Raw genomic sequence first — 15,591 nt, 5'->3', positions numbered from 1 at the left:
ATCCACGTCCTGCCGGCGGGAGGTGCCGGCCCGGTCGAGGGCGGCTCCATCCCGATTCGGCAGAGTCCCACGAAGCCGGCGTCGATTTCGATTTGTGGGCCGTGAACATCCGTGCCTGCGGCTTCAGCGTGCTGTCGTGGCGACCGAACGCACTCGCTCATCGAGAGGATCGAGACAACGGCCGACCCCTGGCCTCAGCCCATCCGCGCCGGCACGTCCTCGTGCCGGAGCTCCTGGTGAAGGAAGGCAATACCCGCGTGGCCGTCCACCATCGCGAGCAGCGCGAAGGTGAGCCAACGATGGAACAGGTCGCAGGGGACGACCATCCAGGCGATCCTCTCGTCGCGCCCTCGCATGAGCGGATGCCGTAGGGCCTGAACGGCTTGATCGACCCGTATGGGCGCTTCAGCGGGAGCCCCGGCACGACCATCATCGGCGCGTAGATGAGGAGGTCACCGGCCACGGCAGCCCGTCCCAGGCGTCCCCGAGGCGGTGGGCGGCGCACCAGGTTCGCCAGCCCCCAGGCCCAGCGCAGGACCACGAGTACGAACAGGGTGAAGCCAAGGGTGAAGTGGCTGCCTCCGACGAAACGCGTGAGGACGTTTTCGCCGGTGCCGACATACGGCAGCGCGCCCGCGAACTGCCATGCGAACAGGGTCGCCATAAGCCAGTGGAAGCCGCGGCTGACCCGGCCGTAGCGGCGCGGCGTCTCGAGCCAACCTGCCGCCGGCGTGATTGCCCTTCTTGGCCGACCAGGACGTCGAGCCGGTATTGGTCCGTCCCGGTCTGGTCGGAGACGCGCGCGAATGCGCTGGCGCCGCCGATGAAGAGTTCCGCCGCCTCGTCACCGGTGAGCGGGTAGTGCGTCTCGCCCATCCAATGCACCAAGACGACGCTGCCGCCCGGCTGCAGGCAACTCCGGACCCGATACACCAAGCGCACGACATCACCGGCATCGGGGGCAGTATACGACCTCCGACAGCAGGATCAGGTCGAACCCCTGATCCCCATGGCAGCATCGACCACGACACCGCACGCGGCGGCGAGCAGGACGCGCGCTCGGCCCTGCGCGTGCTCTTCGAGACGAAGCTTTGCTTTCGCGCGCGAGCGCGACGCCCTCCTCGCCTGTAACGGCATCGGCGCCGCAGCCATCGCCTTCGGCTGCGACCACGCGGATGCCAGGGCAAGCGGAACGGTTTCACTTCCCATGACGCGTAGGGGACATCTCGACGGGTGTCCTCAAGGCGCACGACCCGAAACGGCACCTGACTTGGCTCGGCCGCCGTAGAATTAAACCCGCCGAAAAGCGAGATCCGGACCCCGGCCCCGAATTCGGAAGGTGACCGTCGCGACAATCTTCTACATCGGGCCCGGCCAGAGCCGCATCAGGCTTTCCCCGAGCCCTGCCACGATGATCCGGGACTATGCCTAGGGTTAGGCGAACTGCGACGCCCTCGACGGTCTGGGAGCCCGGCCGAAGCCCCGTCGACCGAGATGACCTGACGATCGGTGCGTGCTCTTGCGACCGTCATCAGCATCGCCTCACTGCCGACGACCCGCCGGATCCTGCGCGTGCCATCTGTTCGCGAAGGAAATCGATCGTCTTCGTTTCGATGCCCTGGCCGACATCATCCACGCACCTTTTCGCGCAATCCATGTCCTTCGATGTCGATAGCCTACGTGGCCGCTCCGACCGCGAACAAGGGAGCCCCTTCGAGCGATGCAGTCGGTCTACGGCTTGGAACCCCATCCTCGCAGTGGAACGCTCCGGAACCGAAAACCGCCGAGAAGAGAGTGTGTGGCTGGTACGCCGGATCGAGGCGGAGCGGGAGGCTTCGACGTTGGGGGGATCATCCCCCGCGCTCAGGTGTGCTGATAGCCGAAGTTTGTCGGCGTCGATCCAGCTAAGTCATTGGTCCAGCTAACCCACGAAATCGAGCATGGCGCCGGGTACGTCGGCCACGGGCGTCAATGTTTGTCGGCCGGGCGCATTGGCATCGTCGGGGGCTGAAACCACCGCCTTTCCAGGGTGTTCACTGCGCGGACCAGATGCCTCGGTAGCTCCAAGCCCTTGTTCGTCGGTCGCTGCCTCGCCTACGTCAGCGGGCGAAGCCGGCGTGTGGGAGATGGTGGGGTAGAAACCGAGCGCTCAGGAGCCGCGCACCATGATCTTGCCGCCTAAGATCGCCACGTTGGACCCTCGCCGGGTCCGAGACATGTTCAAGGCCTTCAACGAAGCCGACACCGAGTACGATTTGTCCGGCGCAGCGCCCAAGTTCGTCCTTCGCAGGATGACGCGGACCTACGTGCGCGACGAACTGAACCTGTCCGATGCCAAGGCCGACGAGGTTCATCGTTCGCTGATCGAGGAGGGTTGGATCGACGCCGAGCGCCTGTGCCCGACGCATCAGGGAATGGGCTTGGCAAACCACCTAGACCTCCCCCGCATCTCGCGAGAGGAGGGCTTGGAGCTCGTCGAACGGGTACTCGATTGGGTTGATCGAGCGAACGCTGACGAGAACTCGCGCGTCCGTATTAAGTCCATAGAGCTTTATGGAAGCCTGGAGCGAGGATCGGCGGACATAGGCGACGTCGACATCGTCGTCGCGTTTAACACGATGGACCTCGATGACGGCCCACTGCCGGAGGACATGGATCGTGAAGATGAGTTGGCCGCCGAGCTGACGGCGATCTCGCCCTACATCAGCCCTGCTACCGAGCTCGACAAGCTCGGTATGCCCCATGCGAACTATCGGCAGATCTACCCACGGCCTTGAGATGGCCGAGCCCCAATAAGGCTGTTGGTCGATCAACTGGTCACCGCCGACTGCGGGTGTGCAGGCGTACGGCGTGGCACATGCCAATCGCATGAAGTGCACCTGATTGCACATTGCAGCGTCAGCGTAGGCTTGGCATCCTTGCTCCGTCTTCGCCCTTGAGCAGCTGACGAGGAAGCGAGAGGCGGCGGGCGAAGCGTTGGGCGAGATGCATGGGACACATGACCGATAGCGCCTTCGAGAGGCTTAAGGCGCTGGAGGCCAACATCCGGTCTGCCTTGGCCGAAGGACCGAACGAGAGCGACACGCGTCTGAAGGCGCTCGACCGCATCCTGTTCGAGGTGCTGGGCTGGAAGCACGAGGCGGTGTTCACGGAGCCACCGACCGAATCGGGGTACATCGATTACCTCCTGACGGTCGGCGAGCGCCGCAATGCGCTCATCATCGAAGCCAAGAAAGCGGGCCTGCTCACTCCGGCGACGAAGGCCGACCGCGTGACCGTGGTCAGCCTTGCTGGACCGGTTGTAAAGCCTCTGCTTGCCGGGATGCGGCAAGCGTTGGGCTACGCGGGGGAGAAAGGCGCCCCCATGGCCGTCGTGACCGATGGGGAAACTTGGCTCTTCTTCAAGGGAACGCGAACGGATGGCCGGCCACCTCTTGAGTGCAGGGGCATTCTGTTTCCCAATCTAAACTCGGTGATCGAGGACTTCGGGCTGTTTGCTGAGCTCCTGGGTCCGCTTGCCGTCGTCGAGAGGCGCCACCTTTCTCATCTCGATGAGGCCGAGGGGCGAAAGGTCGGGGATGCCGAGCAGCACTTCTACGTGTTCCCGCCTAGCGAGGCGCGGATGCGCACCCGTGACCCGCTCGCGCATGACGCTTCTCTGCTGTTCTCTCAGTTCTTTTCTCGTCTCTCGGACGACCAAGATCGAGAAATGCTGCGGGACTGTTTCGTTGAGACTGGCGAGAGCCGAAAAGCGGATCTTGAGCTGCAGAAAATAATACAGAAAGTCTTGAACAATATCTCTGCCATTAGCACGGGAAGCGGAGGGGCGCTTCAGGCGGAGCTGGAACGTGCGATGGTCTCGGGCAGATCGGAGACAGTGCTGCTCATCGGCAATAAGGGATCCGGCAAATCGACGTTCGTAGACCGATTCTTTGACCAGATCCTGCCTCTCAGCGTTCGCGAGCGCTGCGTCGTCGCCCGTGTGGACCTCGCCGAGTACCACGGCGATCCTGAGCGCATCGTGTCCTGGGCAATTCTGCAGCTCCGCGACCGCTTGGAGACCGGGGTCTGCGCCAACGACCCGCCGACCTACGATGACCTCCAGGGCATCTTTTTCAAGGAATATAAGCGCTGGACGACCGGAGCGCGAAAGCCTCTCTACGAACGCGACAAGGACGAGTTCAAGATACAGTTCGGAGAACACATGGAGAACCGGCGCGAGACGCAGCCGGACACTTATGTGCGTCTTCTGCTAGACTGGGCGGCGCGCGGCCACGGCAAGCTACCCTGTCTCATCTTTGATAACACCGACCAGTTTCCGGTCGAGGTGCAGGACGCAGTGTACCAACTTGCCCACTCGCTGGAGAGCGCGGCACCGGTGTTCAATATCGTGCCCATCACAGATCGCACCGTGTGGCGCCTGTCCAAGGCAGGGGCGTTGCAGAGCTATGCATCGAAGAGCTTCTACTTGCCCGTTCCGGAGGCCAAAGAGATCATCTCGCGCCGGGTCGCCTTCCTGAAGGGGAAGCTCAAGGCAGAGCCAAAGGCCGCTAAGTCATATTTTTCGCGCAAAGGGTTCCAAGTAGAGGTCAACAACCTTCAGATGCTGGCCGAGGCGGTAGAGAAGGTCTTCGTCGAGAACGACTACGTATCAGGCTTGATCGGACGGTTGGGCAACTTCGATATCCGTCGCATGCTGAAGCTGGCTGAGCGGATCTTCCTGTCACCCGAGGTGAAGATCGACGAAATTATCAAGTCGAAATTCGGAGGGCCGAGCGTCACCACCGACCGGTTCCGAACGCATCGTGCCCTGGTCAAGGGGGAGTACGACCGCTTCACCGAGACTGAGAACGAGTTCATTTCCAATGTGTTCGAAACTAATCCGCAACGGCCGGGCTCGCCAATGCTGGCGTTTTACATTCTCTGGGTTGTAAAGGGCGGACCAATTCCAGGCCGCCGTGGCGGAGCAAAATCAGGCCACTGGCAACGTGCAGCCTGAATGAAGAAGGGGCCCGATCGGGCCCCTTCTTCATTCGTCGCCGATCGTAAGGGTCAGGCCGGCGGGATCTCGCCTGTCTCGGGGGCGTGAGGATCGGCGGTGGCCTGGTTTTGCTCCGCCCCTTCGGCCCGGCCGCGCCGGCTGCGGGAAGTTTTGAGGCGGTAGCTGTCGCCGTTCAGGCTCAGGATGCTGACGTGGTGGGTCAGCCGGTCGAGCAGCGCGCCGGTCAGCCGCTCCGAGCCCAGAACTGACGTCCAGTCCTCAAACGGGAGGTTCGAGGTCACCACGGTCGAGCCGCGCTCGTAGCGCTGCGAGAAGACCTCAAACAGCAACTCCGCTCCCGTCGACGACAGCGGCACATAGCCGAGTTCATCGACGATCAGGAGCTTGACCGCGGCCAGCTCACGCTGAAGCCGGAGCAGACGACGCTCGTCGCGCGCCTCCAGGAGTTGGTTGACCAGCGAGGCCGCGGTGGTGAACGTGACCGAGAAGCCCTTCTGGCAAGCCGCCAAGCCGAGAGCCAAGGCGATGTGGGTCTTGCCGGTGCCCGAGTTGCCAAGTGCGATGACGTTCTCCCGGCCGAGGATGTAGCCACAGCGGGCCAGCTCCAGCACGAGCATCTTGTTCAGGCTCGGGATCGCGGCGAAGTCGAACGTGTCGAGGCTCTTCACCGCCGGGAAGCGCGCCGCCCGGATGCGGCGCTCGACCATGCGCCGCTCACGGTCGATCAGCTCCAGTTCAACCAGCCGCAACAGGTAGCGCGAGTGGTCCAGGCCGCCCTGGGCGCACTCGCGGGCAACCTTGTCGTACTCGCGCAGCACCGTGGGTAGCTTGAGCTGCTTGAGGTGGTGAGCCAGCAGGACGCCCGGCGTGGTCTCGTCGCGCGCCGGGCTCATGCGGCCACCTCCGGCACCAGCACGGCATAGTCGGCAGCCACGGTGGTCCGCACCGTGGTTCTGGGAAGGTGCGGATAGGCTGCCAGGTCGAGCCGGGGCGGTCGGTGCTCGAGTCGGGCCAGCGCAATCAGCTTGACCGCGTCGAAGCCGATTGCCCCGAGCCGGATCGCCTCCGTGACGGCTGCGGCCACCACGTCCTTGGGCATCGCCTCCATCAGGCGCAGCACCTGGATGAACTCGCGCTTGCCCCGGTTACCCATGCGCGCCTCCAGGAGATGGCGCAGGTGCTGGAACGCCTCGGGCAAATCCCAGTCCTGGAGGGCCGCCGCTTGGTCGAGGGCGTTCGGCTTGGTCTCGATCAGCGCGAGGTAGTGCAGCGGCTCGGACACGAACACGCCGGTGCCGTAGCTGCGTTCGTGCCGGGCGATCTCGATCCCGCCGCACAGGATCACGACCTCGTCGACGAAGCCCTTCACCAGCACGTTCCGGAAGCCGTAGGCGGTGGGCACCGAGTAGTCGTTGCCGTGATAGCGCACCAGCGCGGTCGAGGAGACACGACCAGCCCGCTTCTCGCACGGCTCCAGCGGGACCGCCGGCAGGGCGCGCAGGACCGCACGGTCGGCCACGAGCCGCGTACCGATGAGCTCGGCATACCGACCGGCACACTCATCCTGCCGGACTCGGCAGCGTCGCTCCAGATCAGCGTTCAGCGCCTCGAACGAAGCTGCCTCCGGAGCCGGGGTCATGAAGTTGGACCGGGCGAACTTGACCAGCCCTTCGACTTTGCCCTTGTCGTTGCCCCTGCCCGGACGGCCGAAGCGATCCCGGAACAGGTAATGGCTCACCAACTCGGTGAAGGCGCGCGTGCGCTCGCGCTGCCCGTCACCGCAGATCTTGGCCACCGCGATCTTCGTGTTGTCGTACAGGATCGACAGCGGCACGCCCGTGAAGAAGGCGAAGGCGGCGACGTGCCCGTCGAGGAACGCCTCGGTGGTCTCCCGCGGATACGCCTTCACGAAGCAGGCGTCGGAGTGCGGCAGGTCCATGCAGAAGAAATGGATCTTGCGACGCACGCCGCCGATCGTGGCCACCGCCTCGCCGAAGTCGACCTGGGCATGGCCGGGCGGGTGGACCAGCGGCACGAAGGTCTCCCGCCCCTGCGACCGGCAGATCCGCACGTGGTCCTTCACCACCGTGTAGCCGCCGGCATAGCCGTGCTCGTCGCGTAGACGCTCGAAGATCCGCTTGGCCGTGTGCCGCTGCTTGACCGGCGCAGTCCGGTCCGCCTCCAGGATGGCCGTGATCACCGGCAGAAGAGGCCCAAGCTTCGGCTTCGCGACCGGCTTCGAGCGCGTATAGCCCGGCGGCAGAGAGAACCGGCACATCTTGGCGATCGTCTCTCGGCTCAGCCCGAACACTCGAGCCGCCTCACGCCGAGAGTTGCCCTCGATAAACACGAACTGCCGAACGGCCGCGTAAACTTCCACGGCGAACATCCCCGGCTCCTCTCGAAAGAGAAGCTTCTCCACTGGCCGGCTTTTACGCCGCCCGCATCAGCACGACGCCGACGCTCCAGTGGATGGTTTTGTCACCGCCCTACACACTGCGTTCTTGTCACCGATCAGCGCTTCGAGTTTGTCGTACAGCATGGCGCGAGATGGCCTTGCCTGCGTGGCGAACTTCTGTGCTGTCTCGACTAAGCTCTCGTGTGCCTCGGGCTCCAATCGCGCGGTGCGGTCGCCGCAATTCCTGTACTTGTCGCGCAGCGCTTCGGGAGCCCAGTCGCACTCCTCCATGATCGCCAGCCAACGCTGAAGCGTGCGGTAGGAGGGCGGCTCCCTCAGCACCGTCGCGGTACCCGAGCGGATCTTACGTGGGGTGCCGTCCTTGCGCAGCGGGACCGGCTTACCCTTCTTGCGCTTCTCGTCGGTTCGGCGGACGATCGTGGCGCAGTCGAGCTGATTGACCTCCACGGCGATCTTGGCGATGGCCGCCTTCATGCCGGCGTTCGACCGATCGGCCTCGCCCTTCGACACCATGCGCATGAAGCGGTCGACGTACTCGTTCTTCCAAAGGATCTTGGGCTGTTCGCGTTTGGGGATGTCAGCGAAGTTCTCGACACCGCTGCGCTGCCGCGCCTTGACCTTGCCCTCGTTGAACCAATCCCTGTCGTAATGGTACGCACGTGACCTTTCGATCTGCGCCATCTCGAGATGAGAGAAGGACTCGAACATGCTCGGGTCGTCGACGCGCCGGAGGCGGTGCCCGGCCTCGTTCGTCTCGACGCAGGTGTAAGCCACTGCGCCGTTCCGGATGCGGTCGAACTTGCCGTATGCGATGCGGCCGACGGAAAGCGCCAGAGAGCTCATGAAGTCCCTCCGGCAGCCCGGCGCACAGACATACCTGGATCGATCAGCCCATTCCGGGTCGTTACCAGCGCCCCGCTCCCAATTGCGCGGACGACGGCATAGAAGCCCTGGTCGTGTCCATTGAGGCCCGCAGTTGCAACGATACAATCGATGGTCGTGGTGCCTTTGAGGGTGGCGATGACGGCGCGGACGCGGTCGTCGATCTCCGGATCTGGAAGGCGGCGTGCGTCGTGGATCAGCCTGCTGTTCTGGAATACGGCAGGTGAGATATTCGCGTCGGTCAGGAGGAGGATGCCGCTCGCGAACGCCGGGTCCATCTGCCGGGCGATGTGCTTCAGAAGCCCTTGGAGATCGCGCTTGATCGCGAGCTTCAACGGCTTCACGGCAATGGCGATGCGCTGCCCAGATCGACGGATCATGAGGAAGTCGAAAGTGTGCTTACGCGGCTTTCCCTCGTAATCGAGGTACGAGACCGGATCGGGCTGCTCCTGAATTGACGTGCAATCGGGCCGTGCCATCAGGAGAAAGGCCGCCTTGGCTTCAAGCTCGCTCTCGCAAAGGATTTCGCGGGGATTTTCGGTTGTGACGATGACCGGACGAGCGGAGGTGCGGCTGGGCTTCTCCGACGGGCGACGCGAGGCAATCGAACGCAAGGGCTCGCGCCAGCGGTGAGCCGGTTCTGCTGTGCCAAAGGTTGCTGGGGCGGGCGACACGTCGGATGAACCTTCCGTTTAGGGACGGGTGATTGTTTTCCGGCCTCGAAGGGTTGAATCGCAGACATGCGCGATCGACCCGACGATGCAGGGGCCTCAAACGCTTGCAGTGTCGTGATTGGCCGGTAGAGGCCGGCAGATTTCGATTAGTCGCTCTGGAGGCAAACCTGTGGGATCAGGTTGGCTCACGTGCCCTACGGCGAACGGATGCTCGCGGGCCTTTGAAATTTTGGCCGGACCGACGAGTCGAGGCTTGCACTGTGCTGGTGATTACCAGCGAAGTGCCTTTGAAGTTCGAATTGTGAGCGCCACAGGACGTCGCTTTCCGTCCGATCAATCTCATGGGGCTCAAATGCGGTGGAGAATGCGCGCATGTAACTCGCCTCCTGGGCGAGGAACGCGCAGCATTTCAGCCGTCGACACAATGCGCTTGCGGCCGATGTCGGTCGCAGGCATTATGCAGGCACGAACGCTGCGAGATTCCTTGAGAATCTGGTGGTTTCGGTTTTCTGGCCGCCCGACGTCGCTGCCAGGCTTTGCGGACGGCCAGTGGAACGGAGGCGCTCGAGACATCTCGGGCGCCTTTTCCATATATGCTCAGTTCACGCCATCGAGTGCTCTCCGCTTCGTGGCTGGTAAGCTCAGTGTCGACGTCTTGGTAAAGACCGCGACCTTGGCCCCAATCCGATTCGCTTAATCGTTCATACAAAGGAACGAGAAACGCAACAGCTTATTGCTTGCGTCTGCAGCTATAGCGCACTCGGCAGACCATCGTCATCTTGGTCGGCTGCCACATAAGTGTGTCGAAGTCAACGGTTTCACAAAAATAAATATGTCGAGTCGACCATAAGGAACGGATTTTCGAGCTGGTCGAACATTATTCCTTTGTACCGAAGGATCAAAACATCAAATTTCGTGTTTCATTCCTTCAGATGTGGTTTCGTCAGTGGGCTGAGTGCACCCGTGAGCATTCCTTCGACATCTGTTAGGATGTCGCGTGAGTGTCGAGTGCGCGGGTACAGGGGACCGATTTTTCGGCCGATAAAATTGTTCGGTTTCGGGGGTGATTCGCCTCGTACAGAGGACGCTTGAACCGGCACTTCGGGTGCAGTTTTCTGGCGCGACGCGAATCACTCGGGCGCCGAACTTCAGCCTGGGCTTTCCCTTAACGGCCGTCGTCCAGCACGGGCGCCTGGTCCGCTTTAACTTTGGCGAGAAGACCGCCGATATGCTCGAAGCTATTTTGCGGCCGCCGGTTGCCATCGCGATCTGAAAGGCTGTTCAGACGGATTATTGTGTCAGGGCATAGCATCAATCCCAAGTCCAAAATCGAAAGCCCAAGGCATACAAGCGCCAGGATAGTATCGATCGGATCGGCTGAGGAATTCTGGATACAATTCGTTAGTTGGGATATGGGCAATCCACTGGGGTGTGCAGCCAGCCGCTCGAGAACGCGCAGCCTGTTACTGGGCGAAATTGGTGTTCGCCTGGTTGACCAGATGGCTCTAGCGTTAGACAGTGACGGTTCGGATAAAACGACGGACCGTTTCACAAATAGATGACTGTCTAAGAATTGAAGCTGGTTGAAATCTTCATCGCGCATGGCAGTCAATTGAAAAATCTCTCCGCCGCAATCTATGAAGAGATTTAAGCCGCCGTTAGGCCATTTGGTGCTGCAAGGACTTATTCCCGTCACGTATGGATTAAGAGTTAGTTGTATCAAGAGATCGTGGTGCCACCGCGCAGGATATAAGATCGGCGCTGATGTTTTGAAGGATCGAAATCCCGGCATCTGACCGGTATTTTTTGTCGTTTTAATGTATGGTCGGTCTGACAAATATGCTGATGACATGTCATTGACCCTCGAATGCAGCATCGGGTGTGCGACAAGATCGCTGGAAGCGCAATCCGGTACTCTGCAGTCGTCAGCCGTTTGGAATATCCCTCTATCAAACCGCGCAATCCAAACCGCGCTCGGGGAAGTCGTTTCCATTCGTCTCAACGAGGCTTGCCGCATGATAGAGGCAATATTTGCAGGCGCAATATGATATCTTTTCGGTGGTATTGCGGGTATCTCGAGCAAAACTTGGACCGAACAGATTTTTATTGTGAATCTTTTAATGAAGATGTGCATTCATATAATATTTAGCCAGCTAATAGGATTCCTTTTAATGCGTTCTTCCTTTAGCTGTTTTCTTTGATCCAAATTGTGATTGCCTGCTCGAATTCAGTTCCGCGGCCTAATTTTTCCGACTCCTTGCTTAGTCGATTAATGACCTTCACGACCTTGTCCGTAAATAATGCTGAAGAGATGTAGCCATCAGAGGCAGCTGCGTCAGGGCCAAATGGGAGTTCCAAGCTGGTCAACATGTCCAGAAGGTAGCTGACCTCCGAGGGGGGGCCACGATGCGCCCAGTAGTGAACCGTACGGAGCGCCACGCCCAACTCAGCCGCGAAACCGGTCTGGGTCCGGCGCAGCAGACGTAGGCGAGCCTTAAACTCTTCCCCTGTCATTCGATCTCGCGCGAGGAGGCAAGCCGCAGCAGATGCATCAGCCGTGCGGCACCGGCGCCGTTGCCGCGAGCCCACCGAGGCATGAGTGTTCCTTCCACTATATCGCGCTGGCAGTTGATTTCGAACTCCCTCCAAGCCAGACGGCCTCCAAACTGCCGCTGGTGCCCGGTGTGCGATCGGTCCTACCAGCGATGCCGCGAACACGTTTTGCGCGATGCCCAAATGGAAGCGTAAGTGCAGCAGATGCCAGACAGCTTGACCCGCCTATTTCGGCGCGTGTCACAACTCTTCTTGGTGTGTAGGGAAAATTATCCGTTTCAGACAGATTGCCAAAGTCGCTGCTCAGCTGGGAATATTGGTCTTGCTCTGCCCGAAATCTCGGGTCCAATCTATGGCGCGCTTGGTGAAATCCGGCGCCACTACTTGAGGTGCGCGACAAACCGCTCACACTGACCGGGCCATTCCGTAACGCGGAGGGATGCGCTCGTGGCAGGTCACCTGCCCGCAGCATGCGACTACGTGCTTCTGAGTTCGGCACGCACCCACCACGCGTTGCCACCGTATTGGTCTCCGACGCCATTCTTTCAGGTCCCCGAAGAGCCTGACGTTTGTACGAATGGGACGTAACGACACCATATTTGTCGCTCCTTAAGCGATGCCTCCCTTGTGGATATGTGCCGGTCGGCGCTGTTTTTGTTCATTTTTTGTTCTATAAACGTTCGTCGCCTGGTTTGAGGCGATCTCCTGATGCCGACGCCCGCCGAGCGCTCCGATCCCATCGAGCCAGCCGCGTCGCTGCAACCAATCCAGCCATCACGCTGACGGCCGGCGCCGCTGCCCGGCCGCGGGAGATTTCGTCATGTTGCCGACCTTAACGAAGCTGAACGACCAGCATCCAGACGCTAAGCCGTCTGATGCGCTTGCCCGTGCGTTCCTTCGAACCCTGGCACAGGAAGAGCGCAAGAACACTAAGTTCAAACGCGAATTCAGCTCGGATCCCGATTGTGACGACAGTAGCGACGATCCGGTCGAACTCATCCTCGCCCAGACCGAGGGCGAGAAAAAGGCCGAGCACGTGCCCATCCCGGCAGACCTCGCCGCGGTGGCCGTGCTGGTCGCTCGTGCCATCGAGGCCGAGGACGGCCTCGTTCGTCGTCTGCGGCGCGAAGCCCCGGTCGTTGTCATCACCACGCACATGCCGGATCTCGTCGAACCGGTGCGGGACGTCCTTGAAAAATGCGCCTTCCGACCCGGCGTCCGGGTGATGGATCTGAGCGGCAACAGAGCGGTCGCTCTGAAACCGACGCAGGCCGGCCTGCTCGTCCGCGACGGCTCGCAAAAGGAGCACAGACCCGATACTGGCAACCTCATGGTGGCCTCGGCGCTCCATGCGCGGGTTCCCATCGTTGGATGCGCACCCGATCCGATCCGCCAACTGCCGCGCGATTTCCTGCGCGCTGCCGAGCATCGCATCGCGCTCCCCGGCTTGGATCAGAGCACGCTCGACCTCATCATCGAAGCGGTCACCGGGGAAAGCCCAGCACGGCAGATTGATCCCGAGCTGGTTCGCACCCTCGACATCGCCGATTTGCCGATCGCATTCCGGGGTGCTGCCTCACCCGATGCCTGTATCGATGCAATCGCCCGGGTAATCGCAGCCAAAGCCCACTACCTTCAAACGGGTCCGACACTCGAGGAACTTGACGGGTATGGTGCAGCCAAGGATTGGGGCCTGGCAGTTGCTGCTGACCTGCAAGCCTATCGTCTCGGTCGCCTCGCCTGGGCCGAGATCGACAATCGGGGTTTGCTGCTGTCGGGCCCGCCGGGCGTCGGCAAGACCAGCTTCGCCCGCGCCCTGGCGAAGTCCGCTCGGGTTCCGCTGGTGGCGACCTCGGTCGCGGAGTGGAACGCATCGGATTACCTCTCCGGTACCCTGCAGGCGATCCGCAGAGTGTTCGCCCAAGCCCGGACCCAGGCGCCTTGCATTCTGTTCATCGACGAGCTCGACGGCATCTCCGACCGCGCACAGATCCGCGGCGAGCACGTCCAGTACTGGACCCAGGTGGTGAACCTGTTCCTCGAATTGCTCGCCGGCGTCGAAGAGCGCCCGGGCGTGGTCGTCGTCGCTGCCACGAACCACCCGCAGAACATCGATCCAGCCGTGAAGCGGGCGGGGCGCCTCGATCGCGAGATCGCGATCGAGCGGCCGAACACCACGAGCTTATTGAAGATCTTCCGGCATCATCTCGGCGCCGAGGCGCTGGCCGGAGATTCTTTGATGCCGCTCGCGCTCGCCGCGCGCGGCAAGACCGGAGCCGATGTTGAGGCGTTCGTGCGTCGAGCCAGGGGGGCGGCGCGCCGTGCCGGGCGCCAGATCGGCCTCGACGACATCCTGGCAGAGATCCGTCAGGGGCGGCTCGCGATGTCCCCAGACGCGCGACGACGCTCCGCCATCCACGAGGCGGGTCACGCGATCGTCGGCCGGTCGCTCGGCTGCGGAGCGCTCGTAGACCTGTCGCTCCACGACGGTGGTGGCCAGGCCCAGTTCGAGTACCCAGTCGACGGTGCTTCGACGCTGCCGCAGCTCGAGGCGACCCTCGCGACGATGCTCGCCGGACGCGTGGCCGAAGAGATCGAACTCGGTGGCGTCTCGATCGGCAGCGGCTTCGGCCCGGGATCGGATCTCGCCCAGTCAACGGCGCTCGCCCACGGCATCGACCTGCAGTTCGGGCTCGGCAAGCTCGGACCCTACTACGTCGACCCGGCCGAACGGCATATCTTCCTCGTAGGCGGGCTCGTCGAGACCGCTTCCGATCGGCTGCGGAGGGCTTACGCGCGGGCCCGTGCTGTCCTGGAAACGCAAACGACGGCGCTGCGGGCGATCGCCTCGGAACTTGCCGAGGTCGGCTACCTCTCCGCTCAAGACATCGACCGGATCATGCTGGATCACTCGGCGCCTGCGAGCTCGGCCGGAACGCCGGTACCGGCACTCGACATGGGGGCGGCCTGATGTTCGCGCTTCCTCCTGAGGCATTCGAGATCGGCGACCTGCAGCCGCTGGCCGAGGCCATCGAAGGCCTCTGCGCGATCCTCGACGGCGACCGTGAGGCTGTCATCGAAGGCTTGGCCGAGATCCTTAGACGACGCACTGCGTTCGAGGCTCTGAAGCGTCACACCCAATCCAGCCGCGACGCCTTGAAAGACCTGCGAGTCTAAGATCGGAGGCGTGTCGCGGCGAGGACGTTCGTTCCCCCGCCCCGCCCGACCACGCCTCCGACTGTCATCCACCACAAGCCAACCCCGAATCTCACACTCGAACCGGCCACATCGCGCGCCGGGGCGGCGGAGCATGTCCATGTCTGTCCTGAACCAAGGGCCCGGCCCCTTTCCCCATCTCGCGGAGATCGCGCGGAAGTACCGTGCCATCGCCGACGACCTCGATCGCATCGCCCGCGGCCGGCACCCGGGTCAGGATGAACTGCGCGATGCGCCGAGACTGTGGGAGTGGCGGGTGATCGCGTACCCCGTCCCCCATCTCGTCGGAATCGTCCTCGGCCATCCGCTGCTCAGGGACGGCGAGATCTGGACGAGCGAGCTCCTGACCTACGATCCCGAAAGAGGCTACGCCCGCACCCTGTCGAGGTTCTATCGGCTGGAATCGCCATCGTCCGATGGGGACTAATCCCCTCCGGGATTCCCGAGGCGCTCTCCGTCGGAGCGGATACCGGTTCGGCTTTAGCGAGCGCGTCGAATCGAGGACCAAGGGATTCTAACGCAGCGCGTGGTCGGCGTCCGCCCGCTCGATACTATCGCGAGCGGCGAGGCGAATGCCGGTAACGCTCAAACCCTCCGTCGCCGCACGGTCGAGGATCTTCCGCCGCGTCGCGATTGCCTGCGCCGGGTCGGTGTCCCAGATCACCGTCCAGTCCGGATGCGGCATCTGCAGCAGCCGCGAGTGGACGATGTCGCCCCGTCCTGAAGCACGAGTTCGGCGTTGGCGAAACGTGCGCGGCGGCTCGGCGTCAGGAGACCGCCGGCATAGTCGGCGTGGAGATGGCTTAGCCAGATCGTGTCAACCTGATCCAGCCGTGTCCGTCGCT

The 15,591-nt window shown here is 62.4% G+C and carries 13 protein-coding genes and 2 pseudogenes; 7 read left to right on the top strand and 8 right to left on the bottom strand.

Features of this window, described 5'->3' with window-relative positions; all coding sequences use genetic code 11:
* Positions 1-194: 194 nt before the first annotated feature.
* Both ABC766_RS25105 and ABC766_RS25100 read right to left on the bottom strand, forming a co-directional pair.
* Positions 195-326 carry a hypothetical protein gene (locus ABC766_RS25105; protein WP_345822865.1) on the bottom strand — a complete coding sequence of 44 codons (132 nt, stop codon included), beginning with the start codon at positions 324-326 and terminating at the stop codon, positions 195-197.
* 146 nt (positions 327-472) lie between these two features.
* Positions 473-664, bottom strand: a pseudogene (locus tag ABC766_RS25100) (cytochrome b); the annotation flags it as partial.
* Between the two features lie 80 nt (positions 665-744).
* Here ABC766_RS25100 and ABC766_RS25095 point away from each other — a divergent pair.
* The 3 genes from ABC766_RS25095 to ABC766_RS25085 all read left to right on the top strand — a co-directional run bounded on the left by ABC766_RS25095 (position 745) and on the right by ABC766_RS25085 (position 4,999).
* On the top strand, positions 745-1,131 hold the full coding sequence (locus ABC766_RS25095) for a hypothetical protein (protein ID WP_345819740.1): 387 nt from the start codon (positions 745-747) through the stop codon (positions 1,129-1,131).
* Between the two features lie 1,085 nt (positions 1,132-2,216).
* Complete coding sequence (locus tag ABC766_RS25090) at positions 2,217-2,777, top strand: hypothetical protein (RefSeq protein WP_278305560.1); 561 nt, start codon at positions 2,217-2,219, stop codon at positions 2,775-2,777.
* Between the two features lie 221 nt (positions 2,778-2,998).
* Entirely contained in the window at positions 2,999-4,999 is a 2,001-nt protein-coding gene (locus ABC766_RS25085; RefSeq protein ID WP_345819739.1) for an AAA family ATPase, read from the top strand.
* A gap of 53 nt (positions 5,000-5,052) precedes the next feature.
* On the opposite strand, the gene istB is transcribed toward ABC766_RS25085, so the two are convergent.
* From istB to ABC766_RS25065, 4 genes are read right to left on the bottom strand one after another with little or no spacing between them, the layout of a single operon-like run.
* Positions 5,053-5,895: an IS21-like element helper ATPase IstB gene (gene istB, locus ABC766_RS25080; RefSeq protein ID WP_345819730.1), complete on the bottom strand. Its 843-nt coding sequence runs from the start codon at positions 5,893-5,895 to the stop codon at positions 5,053-5,055.
* On the bottom strand, positions 5,892-7,391 hold the full coding sequence (gene istA, locus ABC766_RS25075) for an IS21 family transposase (RefSeq protein WP_345819731.1): 1,500 nt from the start codon (positions 7,389-7,391) through the stop codon (positions 5,892-5,894). The genes istB and istA overlap by 4 nt, the downstream gene beginning before the upstream one ends.
* Before the next feature lie 57 nt (positions 7,392-7,448).
* Positions 7,449-8,264 (bottom strand): hypothetical protein, encoded by an 816-nt coding sequence (locus tag ABC766_RS25070; protein ID WP_345819738.1) that lies wholly within the window; start codon positions 8,262-8,264, stop codon positions 7,449-7,451.
* Positions 8,261-8,977, bottom strand: coding sequence for a hypothetical protein (locus ABC766_RS25065; RefSeq protein WP_206407131.1), 717 nt, complete (start codon positions 8,975-8,977; stop codon positions 8,261-8,263). Before ABC766_RS25065 ends, ABC766_RS25070 begins: the two co-directional genes overlap by 4 nt.
* Before the next feature lie 1,063 nt (positions 8,978-10,040).
* Here ABC766_RS25065 and ABC766_RS25060 point away from each other — a divergent pair.
* Positions 10,041-10,250 (top strand): hypothetical protein, encoded by a 210-nt coding sequence (locus tag ABC766_RS25060; protein ID WP_043388260.1) that lies wholly within the window; start codon positions 10,041-10,043, stop codon positions 10,248-10,250.
* A gap of 911 nt (positions 10,251-11,161) precedes the next feature.
* Here the strand turns inward: ABC766_RS25060 and ABC766_RS25055 are convergent.
* Complete coding sequence (locus ABC766_RS25055; protein WP_139239616.1) at positions 11,162-11,491, bottom strand: hypothetical protein; 330 nt, start codon at positions 11,489-11,491, stop codon at positions 11,162-11,164.
* Between the two features lie 859 nt (positions 11,492-12,350).
* Here ABC766_RS25055 and ABC766_RS25050 point away from each other — a divergent pair.
* The 3 genes from ABC766_RS25050 to ABC766_RS25040 all read left to right on the top strand — a co-directional run bounded on the left by ABC766_RS25050 (position 12,351) and on the right by ABC766_RS25040 (position 15,173).
* The gene (locus ABC766_RS25050; protein ID WP_051976328.1) at positions 12,351-14,501 is read left to right on the top strand and encodes an AAA family ATPase; all 2,151 of its coding nucleotides are present in this window, start codon (positions 12,351-12,353) and stop codon (positions 14,499-14,501) included.
* Positions 14,501-14,707 (top strand): hypothetical protein, encoded by a 207-nt coding sequence (locus tag ABC766_RS25045; RefSeq protein ID WP_043388259.1) that lies wholly within the window; start codon positions 14,501-14,503, stop codon positions 14,705-14,707. Before ABC766_RS25050 ends, ABC766_RS25045 begins: the two co-directional genes overlap by 1 nt.
* A 139-nt stretch (positions 14,708-14,846) precedes the next feature.
* Complete coding sequence (locus tag ABC766_RS25040; RefSeq protein ID WP_043388257.1) at positions 14,847-15,173, top strand: DUF6634 family protein; 327 nt, start codon at positions 14,847-14,849, stop codon at positions 15,171-15,173.
* Between the two features lie 87 nt (positions 15,174-15,260).
* Here ABC766_RS25040 and ABC766_RS25035 read toward each other — a convergent pair.
* Positions 15,261-15,580, bottom strand: a pseudogene (locus ABC766_RS25035) (hypothetical protein); the annotation flags it as partial.
* Positions 15,581-15,591: the final 11 nt, after the last annotated feature.

Origin of the sequence: Methylobacterium fujisawaense, assembly GCF_039619325.1 — a bacterium.
Classification (GTDB): domain Bacteria; phylum Pseudomonadota; class Alphaproteobacteria; order Rhizobiales; family Beijerinckiaceae; genus Methylobacterium; species Methylobacterium fujisawaense.
This window is presented reverse-complemented; position numbering and strand designations above follow the sequence as displayed.